The sequence below is a fragment of the Streptomyces sp. NBC_00385 genome, from assembly GCF_035917155.1.
GTDB classification, from domain to species: domain Bacteria; phylum Actinomycetota; class Actinomycetes; order Streptomycetales; family Streptomycetaceae; genus Streptomyces; species Streptomyces poriferorum.
In genome coordinates this window covers 89,829-112,788 of sequence record NZ_CP107951.1, presented here as the reverse complement: position 1 = coordinate 112,788, position 22,960 = coordinate 89,829, and the positions used below count along the sequence as shown (strand labels likewise).

The 22,960-nt window shown below is 70.2% G+C and carries 21 protein-coding genes and 4 pseudogenes; 14 read left to right on the top strand and 11 right to left on the bottom strand.

Annotation, left to right across the window (positions count from 1 at the left end):
* Positions 1-208: 208 nt before the first annotated feature.
* From OG959_RS00520 to OG959_RS00510, 3 genes are all read right to left on the bottom strand, one after another.
* On the bottom strand, positions 209-760 hold the full coding sequence (locus tag OG959_RS00520) for a TetR/AcrR family transcriptional regulator (protein ID WP_326655914.1): 552 nt from the start codon (positions 758-760) through the stop codon (positions 209-211).
* A gap of 231 nt (positions 761-991) precedes the next feature.
* Complete coding sequence (locus OG959_RS00515) at positions 992-1,669, bottom strand: SGNH/GDSL hydrolase family protein (protein ID WP_326655913.1); 678 nt, start codon at positions 1,667-1,669, stop codon at positions 992-994.
* A 549-nt stretch (positions 1,670-2,218) separates the two neighbouring features.
* Positions 2,219-2,803: a GNAT family N-acetyltransferase gene (locus OG959_RS00510; protein WP_326655912.1), complete on the bottom strand. Its 585-nt coding sequence runs from the start codon at positions 2,801-2,803 to the stop codon at positions 2,219-2,221.
* Between the two features lie 177 nt (positions 2,804-2,980).
* Here OG959_RS00510 and OG959_RS00505 point away from each other — a divergent pair, with 177 nt between their 5' ends.
* From OG959_RS00505 to OG959_RS00485, 4 genes are all read left to right on the top strand, one after another.
* Complete coding sequence (locus OG959_RS00505; RefSeq protein WP_326655910.1) at positions 2,981-3,883, top strand: SAM-dependent methyltransferase; 903 nt, start codon at positions 2,981-2,983, stop codon at positions 3,881-3,883.
* A gap of 156 nt (positions 3,884-4,039) precedes the next feature.
* Positions 4,040-4,894 carry an SDR family oxidoreductase gene (locus tag OG959_RS00500; RefSeq protein WP_326655908.1) on the top strand — a complete coding sequence of 285 codons (855 nt, stop codon included), beginning with the start codon at positions 4,040-4,042 and terminating at the stop codon, positions 4,892-4,894.
* A 221-nt stretch (positions 4,895-5,115) separates the two neighbouring features.
* A complete protein-coding gene (locus tag OG959_RS00495; RefSeq protein WP_326655907.1) occupies positions 5,116-6,249 on the top strand; it encodes an alpha/beta hydrolase in 1,134 nt (377 codons plus the stop codon).
* Between the two features lie 391 nt (positions 6,250-6,640).
* On the top strand, positions 6,641-7,981 hold the full coding sequence (locus OG959_RS00485) for an FG-GAP repeat domain-containing protein (protein WP_326655906.1): 1,341 nt from the start codon (positions 6,641-6,643) through the stop codon (positions 7,979-7,981).
* Positions 7,982-8,114: 133 nt separating this feature from the next.
* Here OG959_RS00485 and OG959_RS00480 read toward each other — a convergent pair whose 3' ends face one another.
* Both OG959_RS00480 and OG959_RS00475 read right to left on the bottom strand, forming a co-directional pair.
* Complete coding sequence (locus OG959_RS00480) at positions 8,115-8,780, bottom strand: nitroreductase (RefSeq protein WP_326655904.1); 666 nt, start codon at positions 8,778-8,780, stop codon at positions 8,115-8,117.
* Between the two features lie 115 nt (positions 8,781-8,895).
* Entirely contained in the window at positions 8,896-9,519 is a 624-nt protein-coding gene (locus OG959_RS00475; RefSeq protein ID WP_326655902.1) for a TetR/AcrR family transcriptional regulator, read from the bottom strand.
* Positions 9,520-9,604: 85 nt separating this feature from the next.
* Between OG959_RS00475 and OG959_RS00470 the strand changes: the two genes are divergently transcribed.
* From OG959_RS00470 to OG959_RS00455, 4 genes and pseudogenes are all read left to right on the top strand, one after another.
* Positions 9,605-10,540, top strand: coding sequence for an aldo/keto reductase (locus OG959_RS00470; protein ID WP_326655900.1), 936 nt, complete (start codon positions 9,605-9,607; stop codon positions 10,538-10,540).
* Positions 10,541-10,576: 36 nt separating this feature from the next.
* A complete protein-coding gene (locus tag OG959_RS00465; protein ID WP_326655898.1) occupies positions 10,577-10,825 on the top strand; it encodes a DUF2316 family protein in 249 nt (82 codons plus the stop codon).
* Between the two features lie 214 nt (positions 10,826-11,039).
* A complete protein-coding gene (locus OG959_RS00460) occupies positions 11,040-12,041 on the top strand; it encodes a zinc-binding dehydrogenase (RefSeq protein ID WP_326655897.1) in 1,002 nt (333 codons plus the stop codon).
* Positions 12,042-12,164: 123 nt separating this feature from the next.
* Positions 12,165-12,293, top strand: a pseudogene (locus tag OG959_RS00455) (Zn-dependent alcohol dehydrogenase); the annotation flags it as partial.
* Between the two features lie 98 nt (positions 12,294-12,391).
* Here OG959_RS00455 and OG959_RS00450 read toward each other — a convergent pair.
* Positions 12,392-13,393 (bottom strand): helix-turn-helix domain-containing protein, encoded by a 1,002-nt coding sequence (locus OG959_RS00450; protein ID WP_326655896.1) that lies wholly within the window; start codon positions 13,391-13,393, stop codon positions 12,392-12,394.
* A 246-nt stretch (positions 13,394-13,639) separates the two neighbouring features.
* Positions 13,640-14,002: a peptidoglycan-binding domain-containing protein gene (locus OG959_RS00445; protein WP_326655894.1), complete on the bottom strand. Its 363-nt coding sequence runs from the start codon at positions 14,000-14,002 to the stop codon at positions 13,640-13,642.
* 445 nt (positions 14,003-14,447) lie between these two features.
* On the opposite strand from OG959_RS00445, the pseudogene OG959_RS00440 reads away from it, so the two are divergent.
* Positions 14,448-14,651 (top strand): annotated as a pseudogene (locus tag OG959_RS00440) (helix-turn-helix domain-containing protein); the annotation flags it as partial.
* 213 nt (positions 14,652-14,864) lie between these two features.
* Here OG959_RS00440 and OG959_RS00435 read toward each other — a convergent pair.
* Entirely contained in the window at positions 14,865-15,266 is a 402-nt protein-coding gene (locus OG959_RS00435) for a hypothetical protein (RefSeq protein ID WP_326666851.1), read from the bottom strand.
* 216 nt (positions 15,267-15,482) lie between these two features.
* Positions 15,483-16,220 carry an SDR family NAD(P)-dependent oxidoreductase gene (locus OG959_RS00430; protein ID WP_326666142.1) on the bottom strand — a complete coding sequence of 246 codons (738 nt, stop codon included), beginning with the start codon at positions 16,218-16,220 and terminating at the stop codon, positions 15,483-15,485.
* 153 nt (positions 16,221-16,373) lie between these two features.
* On the opposite strand from OG959_RS00430, the gene OG959_RS00425 reads away from it, so the two are divergent.
* From OG959_RS00425 to OG959_RS00410, 4 genes and pseudogenes are all read left to right on the top strand, one after another.
* Positions 16,374-17,303, top strand: a complete 930-nt coding sequence (locus OG959_RS00425; RefSeq protein WP_326655892.1) for a LysR family transcriptional regulator — start codon at positions 16,374-16,376, stop codon at positions 17,301-17,303.
* Positions 17,304-17,328: 25 nt separating this feature from the next.
* A pseudogene (locus tag OG959_RS00420) lies at positions 17,329-17,418 on the top strand (hypothetical protein); the annotation flags it as partial.
* A gap of 97 nt (positions 17,419-17,515) precedes the next feature.
* Positions 17,516-17,962, top strand: a pseudogene (locus tag OG959_RS00415) (family 78 glycoside hydrolase catalytic domain); the annotation flags it as partial.
* Between the two features lie 94 nt (positions 17,963-18,056).
* A complete protein-coding gene (locus OG959_RS00410) occupies positions 18,057-18,380 on the top strand; it encodes an alpha-L-rhamnosidase C-terminal domain-containing protein (RefSeq protein WP_326655889.1) in 324 nt (107 codons plus the stop codon).
* Between the two features lie 117 nt (positions 18,381-18,497).
* On the opposite strand, the gene OG959_RS00405 is transcribed toward OG959_RS00410, so the two are convergent.
* Both OG959_RS00405 and OG959_RS00400 read right to left on the bottom strand, forming a co-directional pair.
* Entirely contained in the window at positions 18,498-19,589 is a 1,092-nt protein-coding gene (locus tag OG959_RS00405) for a lytic polysaccharide monooxygenase (protein WP_326655887.1), read from the bottom strand.
* Positions 19,590-19,977: 388 nt separating this feature from the next.
* A complete protein-coding gene (locus OG959_RS00400) occupies positions 19,978-21,000 on the bottom strand; it encodes a LacI family DNA-binding transcriptional regulator (protein WP_326655886.1) in 1,023 nt (340 codons plus the stop codon).
* A 505-nt stretch (positions 21,001-21,505) separates the two neighbouring features.
* On the opposite strand from OG959_RS00400, the gene OG959_RS00395 reads away from it, so the two are divergent.
* Complete coding sequence (locus tag OG959_RS00395) at positions 21,506-22,894, top strand: cellulase family glycosylhydrolase (RefSeq protein ID WP_326655885.1); 1,389 nt, start codon at positions 21,506-21,508, stop codon at positions 22,892-22,894.
* The last annotated feature ends 66 nt before the right edge of the window (positions 22,895-22,960 follow it).

Here is a 22,960-nt window from a genome sequence, read left to right as displayed (position 1 = left end):
GCGCGGAGGGCGACGGTGGCGGGACCGGCCCCTCACATGGGCCGGTGACGGCGGCAGTGCGCGACGCCGAAGCGCGCTGCCGCCGTCCCCCATGCCTATCGGTGACGGATGATCGAGGTCACTGCACTCGCTCGTACGGGTTCGCAGACTCCGTCCCGGTCAGGGGTCGCTCTTGCAGCTTCACGCACGGCCTTCGCTGCCGGTGGTTTCAGGGCGGAGTCGTCATCAGCCCATCGATGATGCGGCGCGCCTTGCCGACGGCCTCCGCGTCCCCCGACTGCAGGGCGGTGTTGGCGGCGCAGAGCAGGGCGTCGATCTGAAAGACGGTGAGCTCGACATCGAGCCCGGCGAGCTCGCCGGACTCCACGGCCTTGCGCAGTTCGGCGGCGAGGACTTCGCGCCACTCCCGCTGATCGTGGAACAGTGCGTCGTGGACCGGACCGGCCCGGCTGTCGAACTCGGCGAGATTGGCCACTCTGAAGCACCCGCCTGCGAACAGGGGGGTCTCGGCGTAGACCACCCAGCGGTCCAGCAGTGCGCGCAGACGGGCGATGCCTGCGGGGGCTGTCCTTGCCGGGCGGATCACGGCGTCGATGAACATCTCGCGCGCGAACTCCACCGTCGCGAGCTGTAGGGTCTCCTTCGTTCTGAAGAGAGTCTGAATCCCTGCCTTGCTGAGCCCTGTATCGACGGCGAGCCGACCGAAGCTGACTCCGCCGAGACCCTCCAGCGAGGCGATGTCGACAGCCCGGCGGAGCACCGTCCCGCGTGTCCGTGCGCCGCGCAGGAGACGCTTGTCCGTGACCTCCGTCCGAATCCCCTCCGGTGCCGGGGACAAACGCGATCCGGTACCGCCGGCTCGGGAGCCGACCGACTCCGCAGCACTGCCCATACGGTCGATCGTAACCTGTTCGATCCGCGTAGTCGGAGCGGCGCAGGCCGACGTCAGCAGCGCTGAACCGTGGTCGAGTGCGAGAAATGTGCTCGGCGGTCAGTCACGATGCGTACGGCTCAGTACGTGAGCCAGCCCCTTCACCATCTCGGTCGCCAACACCGCCTGCCCCGAGGACGAGAAGTGAATGCGATCCTCGCTGAGCAGGTCATTCCGTGCGTTGACGGGGTGGTCCCACATGTCAACGAGAACGGCCCCGAACTCGGCGGCCAGTGCCCGGGTGATGTCGTTGACCCTGACCACTCGCTCCGCCCAGTCCGAGAACGCCGGAACGAGGTATGCCCGGCCCAGCGTGAAAGTGGTCAACTGGGCCCCGGTCCTGGACGCCAGGGCGTACATGCGCCGCAGCCCCTGTTCGATCCGGTCGAAGTCCGGCTGCCGGCGCACGAGGTCGTTCGCCCCGCACGGCAGGTGCACCAGGTCCGGGCCGAATTCCTCCAGGCGATCAATCTGCTTGTCGAGGGTCTGCTCCGTGGTCGCGCCGACCTCGGCCGTATTCAGATACTCCAGATCCGGCCGCACCCGCCGAAGGATCTCCGCCATTCTGGTGGACCAGCCCGCGTCCTCATATCCGGGACTCGGGTCCCCGGTGCCGGCCGACAGACTGTCGCCGATCACCGCGAATCGGCTCCAGGGGGCGTCGAACAGTAGCGCCGCCGCGTCCAGGGGCTGCAGGCAGTACGGATCGGACTCCTCGGTGAGCTTCGTCAGAGGCATGAAAAAAGAATACGTACGGCCGTATGTAAAAACAAGGGGCGCCCACGGGACCCGCGTGCTCTGTCGCACTTCCTTGTTGCTCGCGGTCTCGGAACGCACCCACAGTCCTGCGGCAGAGGGTCCTTGGCGGACGCCCGGCCGCTGGGGGAGTCGCCCGGACCTCGCGGGGGCACCACGGATCGACGGCCGGGTGGCGCTTCGCGGGAGCGTGTCGATGCGGTCTTGGGACCGTGGGTGTGGTGGCTGTCGGATTCGAACGGTCGTGCCTGACCGTTGACCGGATGGCGAACTCGGCTCAGCGTTCTGAACGGATTGCTTCTCACTGAGGAGCTGCCGGTGCAGCGTGGCGGCGTGACAGGCCCGGGATTCCCAGGGTGGCCGGGCGGCGGCGTGGGGCCTGGTCCGACCAGGTCCGCCAAGTGGGAGGGATGCTGACCGTTTGCTGCTGCCGCCTCGGACATCGCACCGCCGGCCAGTTGGAGCCTTGCCCGTCCGCGCGCGCCTCTTGCGCCAAGGATGGTTCCGCCTCGGTGCTGTCTCTGGCCGGACCTAACGCCCGGCTTCGCCGGCTGGAACCGGTCCGGACGACGGCCGCCACTCGCGCCTGATCAATCCGAACACCCACGAGTCGGACACGTCGCCGTTCACCACGCAGTCCTCCCGCAACGTCCCTTCGCGCATGAATCCGACCTTCTCCAGGACCCGGGCGGAAGCCGCGTTGCGTGTATCGGTCTCGGCCTGAACCCGGTTCAGGTCCAGTGCGTCGAATGCCCACTGCAGCAGGGAGCGTGCGGCCTCCGTCGCATAGCCGTGGCCCCACATCGCTTCGTCGAGGACGTAGCCCAACGACGCGCTGCGGTAGTCCGGGTTCCATCCGGTCAGACCGCACCAGCCGACAAAGGTCCCGTCGGATGCGCGGTCGATGGCCACCCGCGCTCCGGTGCCTTCGTCCGCCATCTTCCGGGACATCGCAATGAAACGCTGGGAGCGGGCCCGTTCGTTCCACGGTGGGGAGTCCCAGTAGCGCATCACGTAGGCGCTGCTGTGCAGCGCGAACAGGTGATCCGCGTCGGCGTCGGTGAAGGGGCGCAGTCGCAGGCGAGCGGTGTGCAACGTGGGGGTGGCCAAAGTCATGCGCACCATCTTGTGTCCTCACGGTGCGGACAGAAAACCGAATATCCGATCCCGGCCGACCGTCATCGTGACAGCACCGGTGCGCGTGGTGGAGCGTACGGCGCTCGCCAACCGCCACGTCGCCCCGGGCGTTAGGTTGTTGACCACCACTCCGGTTCGCTCTGTCAGGAGGCACACATGTCCGGTGACACACTCAGCCAGGATCCCGCAGAGCTGAGAAGGAGGACGGACAGCAGCAAGGCGCACCCGGCCCGCGTCTACGACGTCTTCCTCGGCGGCAAGGATCACTATCCCGCCGATCGCGACGCGGCAGCCGCCGGGCTCGCCGCCAACCCGCGCGGCTACCTCGACGTACGGCACAACCGTGACTTCCTGCGGCGCGCCGTCACCACCCTGACCAAGGACGACGGCATACGCCAGTTCCTCGACATCGGCACCGGCCTGCCGACCGCGGAGAACGTGCACCAGATCGCCCAGCGCACCGCCCCCGAGACGCGGGTGGTCTACGTCGACAACGATCCGGTCGTCCTCGCTCACGCCCGCGCCCTCCTCACCAGCGGTCCCGAAGGACGTACGGACTACGTCGACGCCGACCTGAAGAGCCCGGCACGGATCCTCGAACAGGCCGAGCGGACCCTGGACTTCAGCCGCCCCATCGCGCTGTGCCTCGTCGCGATCCTGCACTTCGTCGAGGACGAGGAGGCGTATCCGATCGTCCGCGAGCTGATGGACGCGCTGCCCGCAGGCAGCCGACTCGTTCTCAGCCACCTCACCGACGACCTCAACCCGGAGAACATCCGGGCAGTCCAACGCACTTACACGGAGCGGGGTTTCACGTTCGTGCTCCGTAATCGCAAGGACATCGGGCGCTTCTTCACGGAGGCCGGGCTGGATCTCGCCGCGCCGGGGGTCGTCCCGGTGCACCACTGGCGCGCTGACCACGCGGCTCCCGTGCCGGAGCAGCCCGAGGAGTCCTATCTGGCGGGCCTCGAAGACATCGAGAAGGTCCGGTACAAGGACATCAACGACGTCACGGACGCCGATATCAACGTGTACGGGGGGCTGGGCGTCAAGGCCTGACGTCCGGTCCCGCCGCGATGGCTCAGGGGTGGCCCGGCGGTGTTCGCAGCCGGCCGGGAGGCCCTGCCGAGGGTGGCGCCGTGCCCGCCGATACCGTCGCCCGAACGCCGGGGTGACGGCCTTCGTCGTGGGGCCCACGGGGCTACGGTTACGCGCATGACAATTCTGGTCGTTGGTGGTTCCGGCTTTCTGGGGACCGAGCTGGTCCGGCAGGCGAGAGCGGCGGGGCACACGACAGTGGCGACGTACGCGACCGAGCCCGGTGCCGCCTCCCCGGGCGCGTGGTGCCACCTGGATCTGAGGGACGCCGGACGTCTGGAGGCGGTGATGGCCGAGGTGGACCCGCGCGTCATCATCAACGCATCGAGCGGCCGCGCCGACTGGGCGGTTACGGCAGAAGGACCGCTGCGGCTCGCGATCGTGGCCGCGAAGCGCCGGACCCGCATGGTTCACATGTCCACCGACGCGGTGTTCTCCGGCGTCGGCCGGGTCCACTACGACGAGGCGTGTCTCCCGGACCCCGTCACTCCGTACGGCGCGGCCAAGGCCGCGGCGGAGACCGGGGTCCTCGCCGTGCATCCGACGGCTGTCGTCGCCCGCACGTCGCTGATCATCGGCCACGGGCGTTCCGTGCACGAGCGCCTGGTGCACCAGCTCGCCGACGGCACTGTCGATGGCGCCCTGTTCACCGACGACATCCGCTGTCCGGTCCATGTCTCGGACCTGGCGGCCGCGGTTCTGGAACTGGCGTCGAGTGGCGCGAGAGGCATGCACCATGTCGCAGGGGCCGACGCCCTGAGCCGCCACGACCTCGGCGTCCTCATCGCCGAGCGTGACGGTCTCGACGCCTCCCGTCTGCCCACCGGTCTGCGGGCCGACAGCGCTGGACCGGGAGCCCTCGACGTCCGCCTCGACAGCCGACGGACTCAGGGACAGCTGCGCACCACACTGCGCGGTGCCAGGCAGTTCTTGAAGCCTGCCGACCGTGTGTCCTCAGCCGCCCCGGCCTGAGGATGTCCCGTGGCGCTTCCGCAGGGCGGGTGCCGCCGACTCTCACAGATCTCGGAAAACCGAGTCAGCACCGCTCGGAGGCTGGTCTGCGCCCGCCCCTGCCGTCTGGACGGACTACCTCAACTACACGTTCGCCTGGGGGACTTCACCCAGTCCGGGTGATCCCGTCCGTGATATCACGGACGGGGCTTGTCAGGTCGAGTGTCGAACGGGGTGTTGTGGTGGCTGTGGGCTATCTGGTGACCGTGGTGCTGGCCGTACTGATCGTGGTGTTCTGCCTGGTTCGCATACGTGGGCCGCAACCCCTCTTCTACTTCAGCTACCGGCTCGGCCTGGTCTTCAACGAGATCCCGCACGTCGTTGTCTACGCGCTGGTGGCATCGACGGCGCTGGCCTACGCGGAGGGCGACATCGCCACGACCCCCGACCGGGTGAGCGTCGGGGTGGCAGCCGCCGCGGCTGCCGGGCTCGTGGTGGTCGGCCTGCGTGGGGTGCGGGCGGCGTCCGTGGTGCGGGTCGCCCTGGACGACGCGCTCGGCGCCGGCACGGGGACGCGCCGCCGGCCACCGCTGGCACGCATCCTGCTCAGGCCCGTCTTCCGCCGCCGCCGTGACGTCAAGCGGGTGGGCAACCTCAGCTACGGGGACGGAGGCCGCCGCAACCTCCTCGACGTCTACCACCACCGCTCGCGCCCCGAGGGAGGCTCCGTGATGATCCACTTCCACGGCGGCCACTACGACCAGGGCCGGAAGGACACTCAGTCGCTGCCTCTGCTCTACCGGCTCGCCGGCCAGGGCTGGGTCTGCATCAGCGCCAACTACCGGCTGCGGCCCGACTTCCCGCATCCCGCCCACCTGATCGACGCGAAGAAGGTCATCGCCTGGGCGCGTGAACACGCAACGGAGTACGGCGCGGCGCCCGGGGCGGAGGTGTTCGTGGCGGGGAGCTCCGCAGGCGGGCACATGGCGGCTCAGGCCGCGCTCACCCCCAATGAGCCGGCCTATCAGCCCGGGTTCGAGGAGGCGGACACCTCTGTGACCGCCGCCGTCGCGCTCAACGGCTTCCTCGCGGAGTACTTCGACGGAGACCCGGCGACCTCGCCGGTGAACCTCGTCCGGGCGGATGCGCCACCGTTCCTCATCGCACACGGGGACCTGGACGAGTTGGTGGACACCGGGAATCCCAGGGCGCTTGTCACGGCTCTGCGCTCCGTCTCCACCTCGCCCGTCGTGTACGTCGAACTGCCCGGCGCGCACCATGCTTTCGACCTCTTCCACTCGTTCCGGTTCGAGGCGCTCATCGACGGAATCGAGGACTTCGCGGCGTGGGTGGCGGTCCGTAGGACGTCGAGCTGAGACAGCGTCGTGCAGGGTGAGCCGGCGGAGGCGTCTGTCACAGCACAGTGCTGCTTCCGGCCCCGGGCTCCGGTCCGGGACCGGATGACGAACCGACGGTGCACGGTCGGCTTCGAGGCCTCGAGGCACGCAGGGGGAGCTCGCCGGGCGCACCCGCTGACCAGTACGTGAACAGGGCACCGTCTCAAGCGTTGTGGCCGCTTGGATGAGATCCGTATCGTCGGCCTTCCGGCCCGGCCCGCGGCCTTGACGACGGCGTCGGCGACGAGCACCGTGATCCGCTCCGGTCCACCTGTCACCTACCGAAGCCCGCGGACCGTCGTGCATCACCCCCGTAACGAAATGATCCGTTTCCTTGTGCGGGCCGCGTCCACGCCCGTGAAGTGGGCTGATGCACTTTCCGACAGCAGGCGGTCCGCTCCTCCGCCACGTGCGCGTGTGGCACGCCGTGGTGGCCTCCCTCGTCGTGGGGGCGGTGGTGGGGTTCGTCGTCCTTCGGCCGTCCGGCGGCGCGCGTGCGGTGCCCAACAGTCCCTGCCGGGCCGTCGGTTCCGCGCGCGAGGCCGCACCCGCGGCCCCCGACCTCGACGGGGACGGCTTCGTCGATCTGGTGCACGAGATCTCCGAGACGGAGAACTTCGACCTGTTCGTCGTCCCCGGCTCCGAGCACGGTCCTGACCCCGACCGCACGACCGTCTTCGCCCACGACGACCTCGGTGTGCCGCGCGACGTCCAGACGGGCGACGACCCGTTGCAGCCGACGGTCGCCGACCTGGATGAGGACGGCCACGCCGACCTCGTCGTGAGCGGCGCCGCCCAGATCCTGTGGGGAGGCCCCAAGGGCCCACGGGCCGGCGGAGCGCACGGGCGTGTGCCACTGCCGGGCAGCGGGTACCACACCGCGCCGGTCGCCGGTGACTTCGACGGGGACGGCCACACCGACCTCGCGGTGTTCAGGGACTCGAACGAGGCGCGGCAACTGGTGGTCCTCAAGGGACCGTTCAAGCGCTCCGGAGCCCCGGTCAGGACCGTGGAGATCCCCAGCCCGGTCCACGAGGGCGCGTCACCGGTCCTGGTCGCGGGGGACGCGAACGACGACCGCGCCACCGATCTCGCACTCTACGACTCTCCGTGGGATCCGCCCCTGCTGTTCACCGGGGGCGCCCGTACCGCCGGCGGCCTGAGCGAGGAACCCGAGCGGCTGCCGGAGGGCGAGAACGTCGTCTTCGGCGACTTCGACGGCGACGGGCGACAGGACATCGCCATCGGCCGGAGCTTCGTCGACAGCTACGACGAGGTCGACACACCCCACCGGCGCGGCCAGGTCAGCGTCCGCTACGGGAAGGATCCGGGGAAGTGGGTCACCATGGACGGTGGCGACTTCAAGGAGGGCTTCGGCGCCGGGCTCGCCGTCGGGGACTTCAACGGGGATGGCTGCGACGACCTGGCCGTACAGCTCACCAGGAAAAAGGAGGCGGGGGACGCGCGGATCGAGGTGCTGCGGGGCGGCTCCGAGCACGGCCTCGGATCGAAACCCTGGCACTCCACCGAGCGGTCCGTGCCGGGTGACTACGGCCCCGAAGGCGCCAGACTCTTCGCCGCCCACGACTGGGACCGCGACGGCCGCGCGGAACTGACCCTTCTCGGTGGGGACAGGTGGTGGATCACCGATGGCACGGGCCGCGACGAGGCGTCCTTCCCGGTCGCCCCCCGCAAGGACGAAGGTTCGTAGGCACATGCCTGCTGTCCCGGGCACGAAATCCCGGTCTCCGTAACGGGTGCCGCTCGGCCGCCTCCGCGATCGTGTCCTCCAGCAGAGCCTCGAAGCATCCGGCGTCCCGCCGCTGCCGGACCGACACGGCCGGTCACGCTCCGATGAAGCTCACGGTTTCCGTCATGTCCGCCCGCCCGGTACGCAGCCGTGGCACGCCTTCTTTCTCGAACCCCACCGCAACACCGCAGAACAGTGAGAGGCAGTCTTCGGCTCCGACGATCTGACTGACTGTCTTGCGATACATCGTCCACATCACCTGGGGGCAGCTGTGCAGGCCTTCCGCCCTCAGCAACAGCATGACCGTCTGCACGTGCATCCCCGCGTCCCCCCACTGCCCCGGCCCCATCGCCCGGTCGAGGTAGCAGAACAGCACGACGGGGGCCCCGAACGCCTGCGCATTCAAGGCGGCGATCTTCACGGGCCTCTCGGGGTCGTCGCGCTCGATCCCCAGCGACTCGTACCGCTGAGCAGCCGCGGCGGAAAAGCGGTCCGTGTACGGCGAGGTCAGTTCGGCCGGGTACATCGGGTACTCCCGCGCATCCCCTGGGTCTCCCGCCAGGGCCCTGGCTGTTGCGCGCCTCTTCAGCTCGGCCAGGGGCTCGCCGGTGACGACGTACACATGCCACGGCTGGAGGTTTCCACTCGACGGAGTCCGCGTTGCTGCGGCCAGCACGCGGGCGAGCACGTCCTTGGATACCGGCTTGTCGCTGAACGCCCGCACAGCCCGGCGACTGTCCACGGCTTCGTACACATCCACGTCTGCTGTTCCTCTCACTTGACGACAGCCACTTCTCCATCGTCTTCGGCAAGCACACATGGCAACAGGTGATCCTGATCGTGCATCGCTCCGCGCCCGCAGGCCAAGGCCGGTGTCAGGCTCGCGGCCGCCCCTCCCTTACCGGTCGCAGGGCGTCCACCAAGAGGTCCAGCAGTCGACCCGTCAGCTCCGGGCTGTTGGCGGCCGTCGTGGACAGGAACACCCCGAGGAGCATCATCGTGACCTCGTCCGGCTCGACGTCCGCCCGCAGTGAACCGGCCCGCGCCCCGGCGTCGAGGATCACCGCGATTGCCGCGGTGAGCCGTTCCCGGGTGGCCGGTGTCGCGATGGTGCCCGAGGCCCAGCCGGCGCGGAGGGTGTCGGAGATGCCGCGCTTGGCCGCGAAGAACGCCGCATAGCGGTCCATCCACGCACGCAGCGCCTCTTCGGGCGGCAGCGTGGACAGGAGTGCGGGGGCGCTGGTGACGACGGCGTCGAGTTCGGCCGCGTAGATGGCCTCGACGAGCGCCTCACGGGTGGGGAAGTGGCGATAGAGCGTGCCGATCCCGACGCCTGCCTCGCGGGCGATGGCGTCTAGGGGGGCTTGGCCGTCGCTCGCGGTGAACGCGTCGCGGGCGACTTCGAGCAGCCGCTCGCGATTGCGCCGGGCATCCGCGCGCGCCGGCCGCCCGGTCGCCTTCGCCGGGCCGTCGGGGGGTGGCGAGTCTGACGCAGCCAAAGCGGAGGCCCTCCGTTTGGTGTTACGGTTGTTGGTAACGGAGTCTCTCCGTTTCATTCCATCGTCTCATGAGAGCGAGACCGTCATGACGTCCACCGCTCGATCTCCCCAGCTCACCGCCACCGGAGCGGCACGAGCCGGCGGGCCGGGTACGCTCGCGGGCCGCACCGTCTCCCGTGTCGGCTACGGCGCCATGCAGCTGCGAAGGCCGGATCGCGAGGCCGCGGTCGCACTGCTGCGCCGTGCCGTCGAACTCGGCATCGATCACGTCGACACCGCGCAGTTCTACGGCAACGGCTTCGTCAACGAGGTGATCGCCGCCGCGCTCCGCCCCGAGGACGACGTCCTGGTCGTCAGCAAGGTGGGCGCCGAACCCGCCGAGGGTGGTCCCGTCCCCTTGCGTCTCGCCCAGCGGCCCGAACAGCTGCGGGCGGGAGTGGAGGACAACCTCAAGAGCCTCGGACTCGAACAGGTTCCCCTCGTCAACCTGCGCCGCGCCGACCACGGTCCCGGGCTGCGGCCCGAAGGCGATCAGGTGGTCGACCTCGACGACCAGCTCGCCGTCATGGCCGACCTGCGGGACGAGGGAAAGATCGGCGCCATCGGCCTCAGCAGTGTGTCCCTCGACGGACTGCGCCGAGCCCTGCCCGTGGGCATCGCCTGTGTGCAGAACGCCTACAGCCTGGTGTCGCGCGACGACGAGGACATGCTGCGGCTCTGCCTCGCCGAGGACATCGCCTGGGTGCCGTACTTCCCGCTCGGCGGCGCCTACGCAGGCCTGCCGAAGGTCACCGAGGAGCCCGCCGTCGCCACCGCCGCGCAGGCGCTGGGTGTCGCCCCCGCTCAGATCGGCCTGGCCTGGCTGCTCCAGCACGCCCCGAACACCCTCCTCATCCCCGGCACTTCCGACCTTGAGCACCTGCGGGCGAACACCGACGCGGGCGCGATCGCCCTCGACGAGGCCACACTCGCCGCCCTCGACGCCGTCCCGACGCGCTCCGGCGACATCGAGGTCGCATAACCCGTTCGCCCGCACCACCGCACAGGGAGGTCATCCTTGACACTGAACGCCGCCGAACGGCACCGTACGGGCGAGGAGTTCGCCCAGAACCTCGCGCTGACCGGGCTTTCGCCCCACGAAGTCGCCGCCGATCTGGCCTTCACGCCCGAGCGGCTGCGGCGGACGCTCGACGTCGCCCCCGCATCCTACGCCGTCGACGTGTGGCAGCTGCGCGACTATCTGCAGCAGGCCGTTCTGGACGCCGGGGGTACGCCCGTGTCTCACTCCGTCCAGGACCGCCCGTAGAGGCGACCGCCGGTGCGCCGGTGCGCCGGTGCGCCGGTCAGACGGGCGGAGGCCGCTACCGCCGGGCTGGGGGAGCGGAAGTCGCGCGGGTCCACCGTTCGGTACCGCGAGGTGTTCGTTTCCGTGCGCCTGACGTACGGATGCCCGATCTCGCGCACCATGTTCACCAAGTCGGCACCGGGCGCCCTGACCCGACGGGACGAGGAGAGCAGTCATGAACGAGAAGAAGATGCGGGCAGTGGTCCTGAGCGGGCCCGGGCCGGTGGAGAACCTGGTGGTGACCGAGCGGCCGGTCCCGGCGACCCGGCCCGGGTGGGTTCGGATCGCGGTCAGGGCATTCGGCCTGAACCGCTCCGAACTGCACACCCGCCTCGGGCTGGCCGAAGGCGTCGTCTTCCCGCGCGTTCCCGGCATCGAGGCGGTCGGCGTCGTCGACGGCCTCGACCCGGCGGACACGGACAGCGGTCTCCGCCCCGGGCAGCAGGTCGCGACCATGATGGGCGGCATGGGGCGCACGTACGACGGCGGCTACGCCCAGTACTGCCTTGTTCCGACGGGGCAGGTCGTCCCGTTCGCGTCCGCACTGCCCTGGGAAGTGATCGGCGCCGTGCCCGAGACCCTGCAGACCGCGTACGGGTCGCTGACCACGGGCCTGGACCTGAGGGCCGGTCAGAGTCTCCTGGTGCGCGGCGGCACCTCCTCGGTCGGACTGGCCGCCGCGGCGCTCGCCAAGGACCTCGGCGCGAGGGTCCTGTCGACCACCCGGAACCCGGGCCGCGCCGGCGCGCTCGAGGAACACGGTGTGGACCACGTGCTGATCGACGACGGGAACATCGCGGACGCCGTCCGCGAGATCCTCCCCGAAGGCGTCGACGCGGCGCTCGAACTGGTCGGCACCCCGACACTGCCCGACACGCTCGCCGCCACCCGTGTGCACGGGACGGTGTGCTTCACGGGGATGCTGTCCAACCAGTGGATCGTGCCCGACTTCTACCCCATCGGTTACCTGCCCAAGGGTGTACGGCTGACCGCGTACGGCGGCGAGAGCGCCGACCTCCCCGCGTCGGTGCTGCAGCGTTTCCTCGATGGGATCGCCGGGGGCGACATCAGCCTGGGACCGGTCAACACGTACACCCTCGACGGCATCCGCCAGGCCCACGCCGACATGGAGCAAGGACGTGCTGTCGGAAAGCTCGTTGTGCTGACCGGTGCGTGAAGCCTCGCGCGGATACCCCCGCACGGGAGGCCTCCGCGGCCTCGCGTGCGGGGGAGTCCGAGTGTCGGTGTGGGGTCGGCCGTCGTGCGTCGCCAGGTACTCGCGAGGGTCGGGTCCTCGGTTCTGTGGCGCGCGGGCCGCCTCGACCTGGAGTCGATGATCACCCATCGCGTGCCGCTGACGGGCATCAACGAGGCGATCCGCCGGATGCACACCGGTGAGGCACTGCGCACCGTCATCGACATCGCCTGAGCCGCGCGGCCGATCCTGGCCCTGCCACCGGCGGCGCAGCAGCCGCGCGGGGACGGGTGGGCCGGACCGCGTACTCCTTGACGACGGCCTCCCCGCCTTCAGCGGGGAGCGCCCCGGGGCGCCCGCAGCACGGACGCCCCCGCCGGGGTCAGTGTGTGCAGCACGGCCGGCCCGTTGCGGACGGTCGTGATCAGGCCCGCGTCGCGGAGCACCGTGGCGTGCCGGCTCGCGGCGGAGGCCGAGATGCCGGCGGCCCGCGCTATCTCACCCGTCGTCGCCCCCACGGCCGCGGCCCGCAGCGCGACGGCTCGGGCGCGCCCCAGGAGGCTGGTCAGCGGCCGCTCCGGGTCGCTCTCATCAGGGGCCCGGGGCGCGGGTTCGTGCAGCAGCGAGTACCAGATCACCGGCGGCAGCCCCGGGTCGGCGAAGGCGACCGGCTCGCCCCAGTTGAAGTGCGACGGTACGAGCGTGAGCCCGCGGCCGTTGAGATACAGGTCCCGGTCCGCCGTCTGGCGCGGATAGGTGACTTCCAGAACGGGCGGGCGCCAGCGCAGCATCGGACCGAGCCCGGCGAGCATGCCTTCCACGCCGCCGTCCAGGAAACCCCGGGAGCGCAGCGCACGTTCGGCGTCGATTCTCGCCCGCACCTGCTCCTGGTGGGGGACGACGACGGCGTCGAAGTACGCCCGCAGCATCCCCACGAACTCCATGCGCCCCTCGCGCCCGGCCAACTGCCCGGACCACCGGGGCGCTCCGGCGACCCGGTCGAGCAGGTCCAGCTCCGCCACCACCCGGTGCGGCGGTGTGGCGAGGACCGACTCCAGCCCCGCTTCCAGCCCCTCGACGGCGGTGGACGGCGTGAGGAAGTCCGGGAAGTAGGCCGCCCTCGGATACAGCGGCATCAGCACGCTCTGCAACGCCCGCTCCAGCCCTGCCTCCCGCAGCTGCAGCCGCGCTGCCCGGTACCACCCCGCATACGCCCACCGTCCTCTGCGGGACTGCAGCCGGTGGAGGGTGGCGGCGATCTCGAACAGCGGATCCGGCGCGGGCGCGAGTCTGGTTCTGGCCAGATCCGCGTCGGTGAAATGAACACGCAGCATGTCGGTCCCCCGTTGTTCCGCGACGCGCGCCCTTCCTCGGTGCGGGCCCGCCACCCGGGAGCGTAGGAAACGTCGATAAACAGGAGATCGACGGGCGGCTCAGCCCGCGGACACAGCGGTGCCCCGGACCAACGGCTGTCGGTCCGGGGCGGGTGCTCAGGAGAGTCCTGCGCCTCGACGTGCGCGGCGACGGTGAGCTGTCGAGCGGTCCCCCGGCTCACCCCGGGACGCTCCCGAGCGGGCCGGTCAGTGCAGGCAGTCCCAGGTCTTCGGCCCGATGATGCCGTCCTGGGTGATGCCGCAGACGCCCTGCGCCTTGACCACGTACTTCCGCGTCGTGGGGCCGAACTGCCCGTCGACGTCCACGTCCTTGTAGCCCCAGACGTTCCGCAGCAGACACTGGGCGTGGGACACGGCCGCGCCGGAGGCCCCTGAACTGATCTCCGGGTGAGAGCCCGAGTAGTTGCAGACGCCCAGCACGGAGACCCCTCCGGCGGTCACTGCCGCGGGAGCCGGCGCGGCGGCAGTCGCGGATCCGGGCAGGGCGAGCGTGGCGGCTGCGGCTGCGGCGACGGCGAGCGTCGCGAAGACCGAACGAGTCCGGCGCATGTGGGTATTCCCCTCGTTTCGAGGACGTCGGGTGACGTCCAGGCAGCACCCAAGCTGGCAGCGAACTCGCCGGCGGAACAAGGATTCTGGGACGCGTGGGACGGTGGGACGCGGGCTGCCGGGATGACGACGTGTTCCCGCGGCGCGCCGGGACGGGGACGGGACGAGCCCGCCCCGAACCGCCCGGCGCAGGCCCCGTATCGAAGGCGACTGCGCACTCGGCCGTGTGGCGTTCGCGGAAGCGGGGCGGGTGGCCACGGGGGTGATCCGCGCCCGATCCGTACCGGCGGGGGCAACGCTGATCTGGACCTTTGCGCTCAGAGGAAAGGGTGTTGTCGCCTCCGACGACGGACTGGAACGGTGGAGTGGCTCAGCCATCAGCCATCGGAGGGCGCCGAGCCGAGCCGCGAGAGCGTCAGGCCGAGCGGGGCGAAACGGGGGAGTCATGGGGAGACACACGGAGGAAGCCGAGCGGTTGGCGGCCAGGCTCAGGGCACTCAAGTGCCGTGCGGGTGTCAGCTACGACGTACTGGCGAGGAGCACAGGAGTCAGCAGGTCCACCCTCCATCGCTACGGTACGGGCCGGCTGCCCGCTTCGTTCGGGCATGTCCTCGCCTTCGGCCGAGCGTGCGGAGCGACGAAGGAGGAACTGCGCGAGCTCCACACCCTGTGGGCGCTGGCCACAGGCCTTGCGGCCGCGGCGCACCGCGACCGCAAGGCCGGGGGAGAACCGGGGAGCGGACCGGCGGACGCGTGCGTGACGGATTCGACGGGCGGGCCGGTTCCTGGTGAGGCACACGAGACGCGGACGGGCGGGGAGCCGACGGCAGAGCGGCGGACCGCGGGGCGTACGCGCATACGGTCACGCCTCCTGCTCACGACGGCCGCTCTGCTGCTGGGCGGTTTCGCCTGGATCGTGGGCTGGTCCGGAGGAGGATGCCCGCGCTGCGGCGTTCGGCCGGGCGGATGGTGGCGGTCGTCGCCCAGCGGGTGGCGGTGCTTCGCCACCGCTTCGGGCGGCTGACACACGGCCCACGGAAGGGTGTTCCTGGCAGGCCGAAAGGAGTGCCGCGTGCAGATCCGTGCGGTGGGTGACCAGGTAGGGATACGTGAAGCGCCGGGTGTACGCCGCGCCGCGCAGATCGAGCGAGGCGATCTGGTCTCCGCTCAGGGCGTCCATCATCACGAGCTGGGGCGGGGCGACCGCGGTGCGCCGGACGGTGCCGACTACGGCGATGCGGTGTGGAGCAGGGGTCAGGGACATATGGCCTCCTTGGTCGGGGGCGCAGGACACCGATGGAAGGCGGGCAAGAACATCGCGCGGTGATCCGCAGAGCAATCATTGGTGTACGGATCATGTGGCGAGGGTGCGGCCTCGGAGTCAACGATGCGGCGGAGGAGATCCGGGGCGGCCGGCAGGCGGCCGTGTGGCTCTGCGGGTGTGTGAGGAGGTCGTCGACCGCCTCGGCGGCATGGTCGTCTACCCCGGACCGGCGGGGCGCAGGGCGTCGGATACGGACTTGACGCCGCCGTGCGACGTGAGGCCGCCGTCGACGGGGATCTCGGCACCGGTGATGAACGACGACCGGTCGGACAGCAGGAAGACGACCAGTGGCGCAACCTCCTCGACGGTTCCGGTCCGCCCCAGCGGGGTCTCGCGGATGTTCGTCTCCCGGAAGGCGGGAGAGGCGGAGGCGGTCATCTCGGTCTCGATGTAGCCGGGGTGGATCGTGTTGACTCGGATCCCACGGGGTCCGAGCTCCAGTGCCGCCGTCTTCGAGAGACCCCGAAGGGCCCACTTGCTGGTCGTGTAGGCGACCGGGTAGTGGGCGGTGAGGGCCGCCGAGGAGCCCACGTTCACGATGGAGGAACCCGGCGGCATCAGGGGCGTCAGGTGCTGAATGCCGAGGAGCGGGCCGGTGACGTTGACCGCGTGGACGCGCGCCATGTCCTCGGGGCGCACGTCACCGACGCGGGCGCGCCACGTGATGCCGGCGTTGTTGACCAGCCCGTGTACGTGTCCGTACGTCTCCCGCAGCTCGGCGGCGAGTTCCGTCCAGTCCTTCTCGCTGGTGACGTCCAGGCCGCGGCAGCCGCCCACGGGTTCCAGATCGGTCGCGATGACCTGGGCCCCTTCGCGGGCCAGGGCGGCGGCCTCGGCCGCACCCTGGCCGCGGGCCGCGCCGGTGACGACGACGACCTTGCCGTCCAGTGCCATGGGGTGCGGTACGGGTTTCACGAACGTGTCCTCCTGATTGCGGTGGGACTAATCTGGACCCCGCACCGATGATCAGGGAAATTGATTCTGTGGATGGCTTCCATCCGCGTGTTGTATACCTGCCGGTCGGTGCCCTACCGCAGAGGGAAGCCCGTGAATCTGGCCCGCCTGGATCTGAACCTTGTCGTCGCTCTTCGCGCTCTTCTCGAAGAGCGCAACGTGACCCGCGCCGGTCAGCGTGTCGGGCTGAGCCAGCCCGCGATGAGCGCTGCCCTGGCCCGGCTGCGCCGCCATTTCGACGACGACCTGCTCGCCCGCGTGGGCGGCCACTACGAGCTCACCGCACTCGGGCAGGTCCTGCTGGCCCGCACCGCCACTGCCTACGAGGTGATGGAACGGCTCTTCGCCAGCCAGGCCGCGTTCGATCCGGTGAGCGAGACGCGCGAGTTCAAGATCGTGGCGTCCGACTACGCGGTCGCCGTGTTCGGTGCGGAACTCGCCAGGGTCGTGCACGAGGAGGCTCCAGGAATCCGGCTGCGTTTCACTCAGACCCCGACCACCGTGGTCGAAGAGACGGCCACCCTGCTCAGCACCACCGACGGACTCCTCATGCCACACGGTGTCATCAGCGACTTTCCCGCCACCGACCTCTACGAGGACCGATGGGTGTTCCTCGTCGCCGACGACCACCCGAGCGTCGGCGACCGGCTCACCCGGGAGGATCTCGGGCGACTGCCGTGGGTGACCTACCAACGGACCTACGACGCCCCGGCGGTTCGCCAGCTCGGCATGCTCGGAATCGAGCCGCGCGTGGAGGTCTCCGTCGACAACTTCCAGCTGCTGCCCATGCTCGTGGAGCGCACCCAGCGCATCACCCTGATCCAGGCCCGCCTCGCCCGCCTTCTCGCTCCGCTCGCCGCAGTCCACGTGGTCGAGCCGCCGTACGAGGCGGTCCCGCTGAGGGAGGCGCTCTGGTGGCATCCCGTGCACACGCACGACGCCGCACATATCTGGCTCCGTGAAACGACCGCACGGGTGGGCCGCGGCATGGCCGGCGCACCCGCGGCCCACGCGGGCTTCTGACGACGGGGCCAGCCCGCAGCTGGAGATGACGTACGAGGACGGCACCACACGCCTCGTCGCCACGGACGGAACCTGTACCGCCGCACCCGGACCGATTCTCACCAGCGGTCTGTACGAGGGGGAGACCTTCGACGCCCGCCTCCACGACCCCGACTGGGCCACGCCGTCCCGCGCCGGCACGGGGGAGCGGACTGCCGTCCGCACGGGCACCCGTGATCCAGAATCTCGTCGGCCGCCTCCGTGCCACCGTCGACGGCCCGGCCGGCACCACCCTCACCCTCCGGCATGCCGAGGTCCTCCAGGACGGCGAACCGGCCACCCGCCCGCTGCGCGAGGCGCACTCCACCGACACCCTGATCCCTTCCGGGGCGGGACCACTCACCTGGGTGCCCCGCTTCACCCTCCACGGTTTCCGCTACGCCGAGATCACTGGTCGGCCCGGCCAACTGACGCCCGGCATGGTCACCGCGCGCGTCCACCCCACCGACATGCGCCGCACCGGTTGGTTCGAGTGCAGTGACCCCCTGGTCAACCGCCTGCACGAGAACGTCGTGTGGAGCATGCGCGGCAACTTCGTCGACCTGCCCACCGACTGCCCCCAGCGCGACGAACGCCTCGGCTGGACCGTATACATCCAGGTCTTCGCCCCCACGTCGAGCTTCCTCCACGACTGCTCCGGACTGCTCGACTCATGGCGCACCGACGTCGCGCTGGGACAGCCTGCGCCCCGACGGCACCCTCAACCCGGGCGGCATGACCTCCTTCAACCACTACGCCCTCGGCGCCGTCGCCGATTGGCTGCACCGGACCGTCGGCGGTATCACCGCCCCCGGCTACCGGAGCATCGCCTTCCGTCCTCGCCCCGGCGGTGGCATCACCTGGGCCACGACGCGCCACGAGACGCCCTACGGCACCGCGTCACTGTCCTGGGAACTCGCCGCCACCGGCATGACGGCCCGCATCACGGTGCCGGACGGCTGCACGGCGACCGCCGAACTCCCGGGCCGCGCCCCCCTTCCGCTGGGGCCCGGTGAACACGTCCTGCGCACGGCGCGGATCCCCGCAGAGGCGGCCTGACCGGCCACGCCCGGATCCCGTATCGATACCGAGCCGAGGGGAAGGTCGCCCGGGTCCTGGCCGTACGACGGTGCCGGCCCCGCACGTTGCGGGAACCGGCACCGCGCGCATCGTCCGCTACGGGTTGACGCAGCCGATCGAGCCGACCGGGAAGTTGTTGCCGGTCGATGTCGCCGTGAACCCGAAGGTGACGCTGCCGTCCGGTGGGACGGTCCGGTTGTAGTCGACGTTCCTGACCGTGAGCGCGCCGTCGGACCCCGTGGTCAGCGCACCGTTCCACGCACTGCTGATGGTGGTTCCCGCGCCGGGTGTCCACTGCACGGCCCAGCCATTGAGCGCCGTCGTGCCGTGGTTCATGACCTCGACGGACCCCTGGAAGCCGCCGCCCCAGGAGCTGGTGACGCTGTAGACGGCCATGCACCCGGTGTGCGGGTCGGTCGGTGTGGGGGTCGGAGTCGGGTCGGTCGGGTCCGGAGTCGGCGTGCTGCCCGAGCCGCGGATGCCGGTCACCTCACCGTTGCCGCCGTCGAAGACGACGTCGGAGCAGGAGAAGAAGTTCTCCTGGCTGTCCGAGCGCACCCACTGGATGAACATCACCGCGTCACCGGAGCGGCCCGAAGGCAGGGCCGTGTCCCAGTAGTAGTGACCTCCGTCGGTACCCGGTGAGCCCGTCGCGGGCGGGTTGGTGACGGTGTCGATCAGCTCCAGGTCGTCCCAGCCCAGTTCGGTGCTCGGCGAGTAGCCGGGCTTCGACAGGTACACCCGGAAGGAGCCCGGATGCGCCGCCCAGTTGCTGTGCTGGACCTGGATCGTGTTCCCGGACGTCAGGTGCGTCCGGGGCCAGTCGGAGCGCGCGGCGTTGTATCCGGTGAAGTCGTACGGCGACCGGTCACCGGCGCTGCACAGCTTCCCGTCCGGGACGTAACCCGCCCCCCGTCCACCGGCGTTGGAGTCGAGTACGGCGAACCAGTTGTACAGCGAGTTCGGGCCGCTCTCGTTGAGTGCGGCCTTGCACGCCGGGTTGGTCGGGTCCAGGGATCCGGTGCTGGTCTTGGCGTCCAGCCAGCAGAGATAGGTGCGCGAGCCCGGCGTCATCGTCACACCGTGCGCCTGCGCGTTGCCCTGGCCGAATAAGGCCAGGGCGATGGCGCCGAACAGCGTCGCGAGCACCGTTGCCAGGGAGGCAAGTTGTTTCCTGCTTCGGGTCATGGTGTCTCCTGTGCCTGTGCGGGGGTTGTCTTCCGGTGGGGTCTGTCTCCTGCGGGGTGTTGATGGGGTGCGGGTGCGGCCGTGGTGGTCCGTGGTCGGTGCGGTCACGGAAGCACGCAACCGGCCTGCCATGGGTGGGAGCGCTCCCATGCTTGGTTAGTAGGGGACTGTAAGAGCGTCGCCGTGTCCCTGACAACCCATCGGACGGAATGCGTGGAACGGATTCCGAAGCGGCAGGCCAGGGGGGCGCGTTGGGGAGCACCGACGCAACGGGGGTTGCGCGGCGCTCCGTTGCTCTGGGAGCGCTCCCTGAGCCGGTCGCCGCCGCTCGGGACGTACCGGTCGCGGGCCCGGTGGTCAGGGCCGCCGCCGTGGTGTGCGAGAGGCCTCAGGCCGACTCGCGCACCACCAGCTGCGTCCGCAGGATCACATGGCGCCACGCGACCTGCGGCTGGTCCATCTCCTCCAGCAGCAGCCGCACCATGGTCCGGCCGATCTCCTCCATCGGCTGGCGGACCGTCGTCAGCCGCGGTTCGGTCTGCTCGGCCAGCTCGAAGTCGTCGAAGCCGATCACCGCCACATCCTGCGGGACCCGGCGCCCCGCCGTGTGCAGGGCGGTCACCGCCCCGGCGGCCATGCTGTCCGACGAGGCGAAGACGCCGTCGACCTCCGGGTGCCGCTTGATGAGCCCGGTCATCGCCCGCCGTCCGCTGACCTCGCTGAAGTCCCCCTGTACGACCAGGGACTGCACCTCGTCGAGCCCGGCGTCGCGCAGCGCCTCCCGGTAGCCGCGCAGCCTGCACCGGGAGGCGTACATCTCGGGCGGGCCCGTGATCGCGGCGATGGACTTCCGTCCGCCGCGCGTCAGATGGGCGACCGCGGCCCGCGCGCCGCCCACGTTGTCCGCGTCCACATAGGTCACCCGTTCCTCGTCCGAGCGTCGGCCGAGCAGCACCGTGGGAAGTCCGGCGTCGGCGAGCATGTCCGGCAGCCGGTCCTCGGCGCGCACGGACATGAGCAGCGCCCCGTCGATCCGCCCGCCGCGCACGTACTTCACGAGCCGCTGCCGCTCGGCGTCCGTGCGGACGAGCGTGAGCAGCAGTTGCACGTCCGCCTCGGTCAGGGCGTCCCCGACCGCACGTACGACCTCCGAGAAGAACGGTTCGCCGAACAGCCGCCAGTCCGTCTTCGTCATCACCAGTGCGACGGCGTCCGCGCGCCGGCCGGCCAGTGAGCGCGCGGCGAGGTTGGGGACGTAGTCCAGTTCGTCGATGGCGCGCTGCACGGCACGGCGTGTGGACGCCTTGACGCCCGACGCGTTGTTGATCACCCGGGAGACCGTGCCCCGCCCCACTCCGGCAAGCGCGGCCACTTCCTCCAGCGTCGGTGTGCCGGAACCTCGCTTCAGCATGCTCCCACCCCCAAGAGATCCGATCTTACGGCCCGGAGGGTGTCCGGCCCGGATAATGGCGGAGAAGAGGGAGTCCGCGCAACGATGGCGGGACGGTGGGGACTTGAGAGGAAGCGCTGCTCGCTTCCGTGATCGCCGGTGCGGCCGCAGCTGCCCGGCTCCCGCGTCGCATCCCGTCCGCGCGGCTCGCATTCCCGCAGGGCTCCGGTGATCGCGGGGCGAGGTCTGCCGTCCGTGAAGGCGGCAACGGTGGCGAATCCTGTCCAACGGCTTGACGGCGCGTCTCACGTCCCCCGAGATTGGGAGCGCTCCCAACTCCGTTGCGTCCCACCGGACTCGACGTCTCGGAGCGATCGGGCCTGCGGGATGACCGCGCGACGACTACTGGCCGACCCGGCCCATGTCGAGGCCGTTTCCATCCATCAGCGGGACCGGCGTTCTGCGGCCGACGCTCTTCGGGAGCGCTCCCGACCCGCCGTTTCCCCTTCGTACGAGGAGGACTGCTGTGAAACGCCTTCTGGCTCTACTGGCGACCTGCGCGACGATCCTGGGCCTCACGGCCCTGTACGGCCCCCAGGCGGTGGCTGCCGCCGGATGCAAGGTCGACTACACGGTCACCAGCCAGTGGCAGGGCGGCTTCCAGGCCGGTGTGAAGGTCACCAACCTGGGTGCACCGGTCTCCGGCTGGACGCTCGACATCGCCATGCCGGACGCGGGGCAGAAGCTCGTCCAGGGGTGGAACGCCACCTGGTCGCAGTCCGGTTCCACGGTCACCGCCGTCGGCATCGACTGGAACCGCACCCTGAACACGGGCGCGACGGCTGACGTGGGGCTGGTGGGTTCCTTCACGGGTGCCAACCCGAAGCCGACGGCGTTCAAGCTCAACGGCGTCGCCTGCACCGGCTCCGTCGACGGGACCCCGTCACCCGACCCCGACCCCGAGCCGGGTGACGACGGCACCCCCGTGGGCATCAACGGGCAGGTCCACGTCTGCGGCGTCCACCTGTGCAATCAGTACGACCGTCCCGTACAGCTGCGGGGCATGAGCACGCACGGCATCCAGTGGTTCAGTCAGTGCTACAACAACGCATCCGTGGACGCGCTGGCCAACGACTGGAAGGCGGACCTGCTGCGCGTCGCCATGTATGTGCAGGAGGACGGTTACGAGACCGACCCCGCGGGATTCACCAGCCGTGTGAACGGCCTGGTCGACATGGCCGAGGCGCGGGGCATGTACGCGCTGATCGACTTCCACACCCTGACGCCGGGCGACCCGAACTACAACCTCGACCGCGCCAAGACGTTCTTCGCCTCCGTCGCGGCCCGCAACGCCGGCAAGAAGAACGTGATCTACGAGATCGCCAACGAGCCGAACGGTGTGAGCTGGACGGGCATCAAGAACTATGCCGAGCAGGTCATCCCGGTGATCCGTGCCGCCGACCCGGACGCGGTCGTCATCGTCGGGACCCGCGGCTGGTCGTCCCTGGGAGTGTCGGACGGCTCCAGTGAGAGCGAGGTCGTCAGCAACCCCGTCAACGCCACCAACATCATGTACGCGTTCCATTTCTACGCCGCGAGCCACAAGGACTCCTACCGTGCCGCGGTGAGCCGGGCGTCCTCCCAACTGCCCCTTTTCGTGACCGAGTTCGGAACGGTGAGTGCCACGGGTGGCGGGGCGCTGGACCGGGCGAGCACCACGGCCTGGCTGGACCTCCTCGACCAGCTCAAGATCGGCTACGCGAACTGGACCTACTCGGACGCTCCCGAGAGCAGCGCGGCGCTCCAGCCCGGCACCTGCGACGGCAGTGACTACAGCAGCAGTGGCGTGCTGACCGAATCGGGGACGCTGCTCAAGAGCAGGATCAGCACCCCCGACAACTTCCCCACCAGCTGACCCCGGCGGGGCTCCGGCGGTGCCTGAGCCCCGCCCGTGACCGCCCCGGTCCGCGTAGCATCTGCC

What these genes read in the sequence shown, in the direction of transcription:
- OG959_RS00515 (WP_326655913.1), bottom strand. Translation starts at nt 1,669, where the DNA reads ATGCCTCTGACGAAGCTCACCGAGGAGTCCGATCCGTACTGCCTGCAG.
- OG959_RS00510 (WP_326655912.1), bottom strand. Translation starts at nt 2,803, where the DNA reads ATGACTTTGGCCACCCCCACGTTGCACACCGCTCGCCTGCGACTGCGC.
- OG959_RS00505 (WP_326655910.1), top strand. Translation starts at nt 2,981, where the DNA reads ATGTCCGGTGACACACTCAGCCAGGATCCCGCAGAGCTGAGAAGGAGG.
- OG959_RS00500 (WP_326655908.1), top strand. Translation starts at nt 4,040, where the DNA reads ATGACAATTCTGGTCGTTGGTGGTTCCGGCTTTCTGGGGACCGAGCTG.
- OG959_RS00485 (WP_326655906.1), top strand. Translation starts at nt 6,641, where the DNA reads ATGCACTTTCCGACAGCAGGCGGTCCGCTCCTCCGCCACGTGCGCGTG.
- OG959_RS00470 (WP_326655900.1), top strand. Translation starts at nt 9,605, where the DNA reads ATGACGTCCACCGCTCGATCTCCCCAGCTCACCGCCACCGGAGCGGCA.
- OG959_RS00460 (WP_326655897.1), top strand. Translation starts at nt 11,040, where the DNA reads ATGAACGAGAAGAAGATGCGGGCAGTGGTCCTGAGCGGGCCCGGGCCG.
- OG959_RS00450 (WP_326655896.1), bottom strand. Translation starts at nt 13,393, where the DNA reads ATGCTGCGTGTTCATTTCACCGACGCGGATCTGGCCAGAACCAGACTC.
- OG959_RS00445 (WP_326655894.1), bottom strand. Translation starts at nt 14,002, where the DNA reads ATGCGCCGGACTCGTTCGGTCTTCGCGACGCTCGCCGTCGCCGCAGCC.
- OG959_RS00435 (WP_326666851.1), bottom strand. Translation starts at nt 15,266, where the DNA reads ATGTCCCTGACCCCTGCTCCACACCGCATCGCCGTAGTCGGCACCGTC.
- OG959_RS00430 (WP_326666142.1), bottom strand. Translation starts at nt 16,220, where the DNA reads ATGGCACTGGACGGCAAGGTCGTCGTCGTCACCGGCGCGGCCCGCGGC.
- OG959_RS00410 (WP_326655889.1), top strand. Translation starts at nt 18,057, where the DNA reads ATGACCTCCTTCAACCACTACGCCCTCGGCGCCGTCGCCGATTGGCTG.
- OG959_RS00405 (WP_326655887.1), bottom strand. Translation starts at nt 19,589, where the DNA reads ATGACCCGAAGCAGGAAACAACTTGCCTCCCTGGCAACGGTGCTCGCG.
- OG959_RS00400 (WP_326655886.1), bottom strand. Translation starts at nt 21,000, where the DNA reads ATGCTGAAGCGAGGTTCCGGCACACCGACGCTGGAGGAAGTGGCCGCG.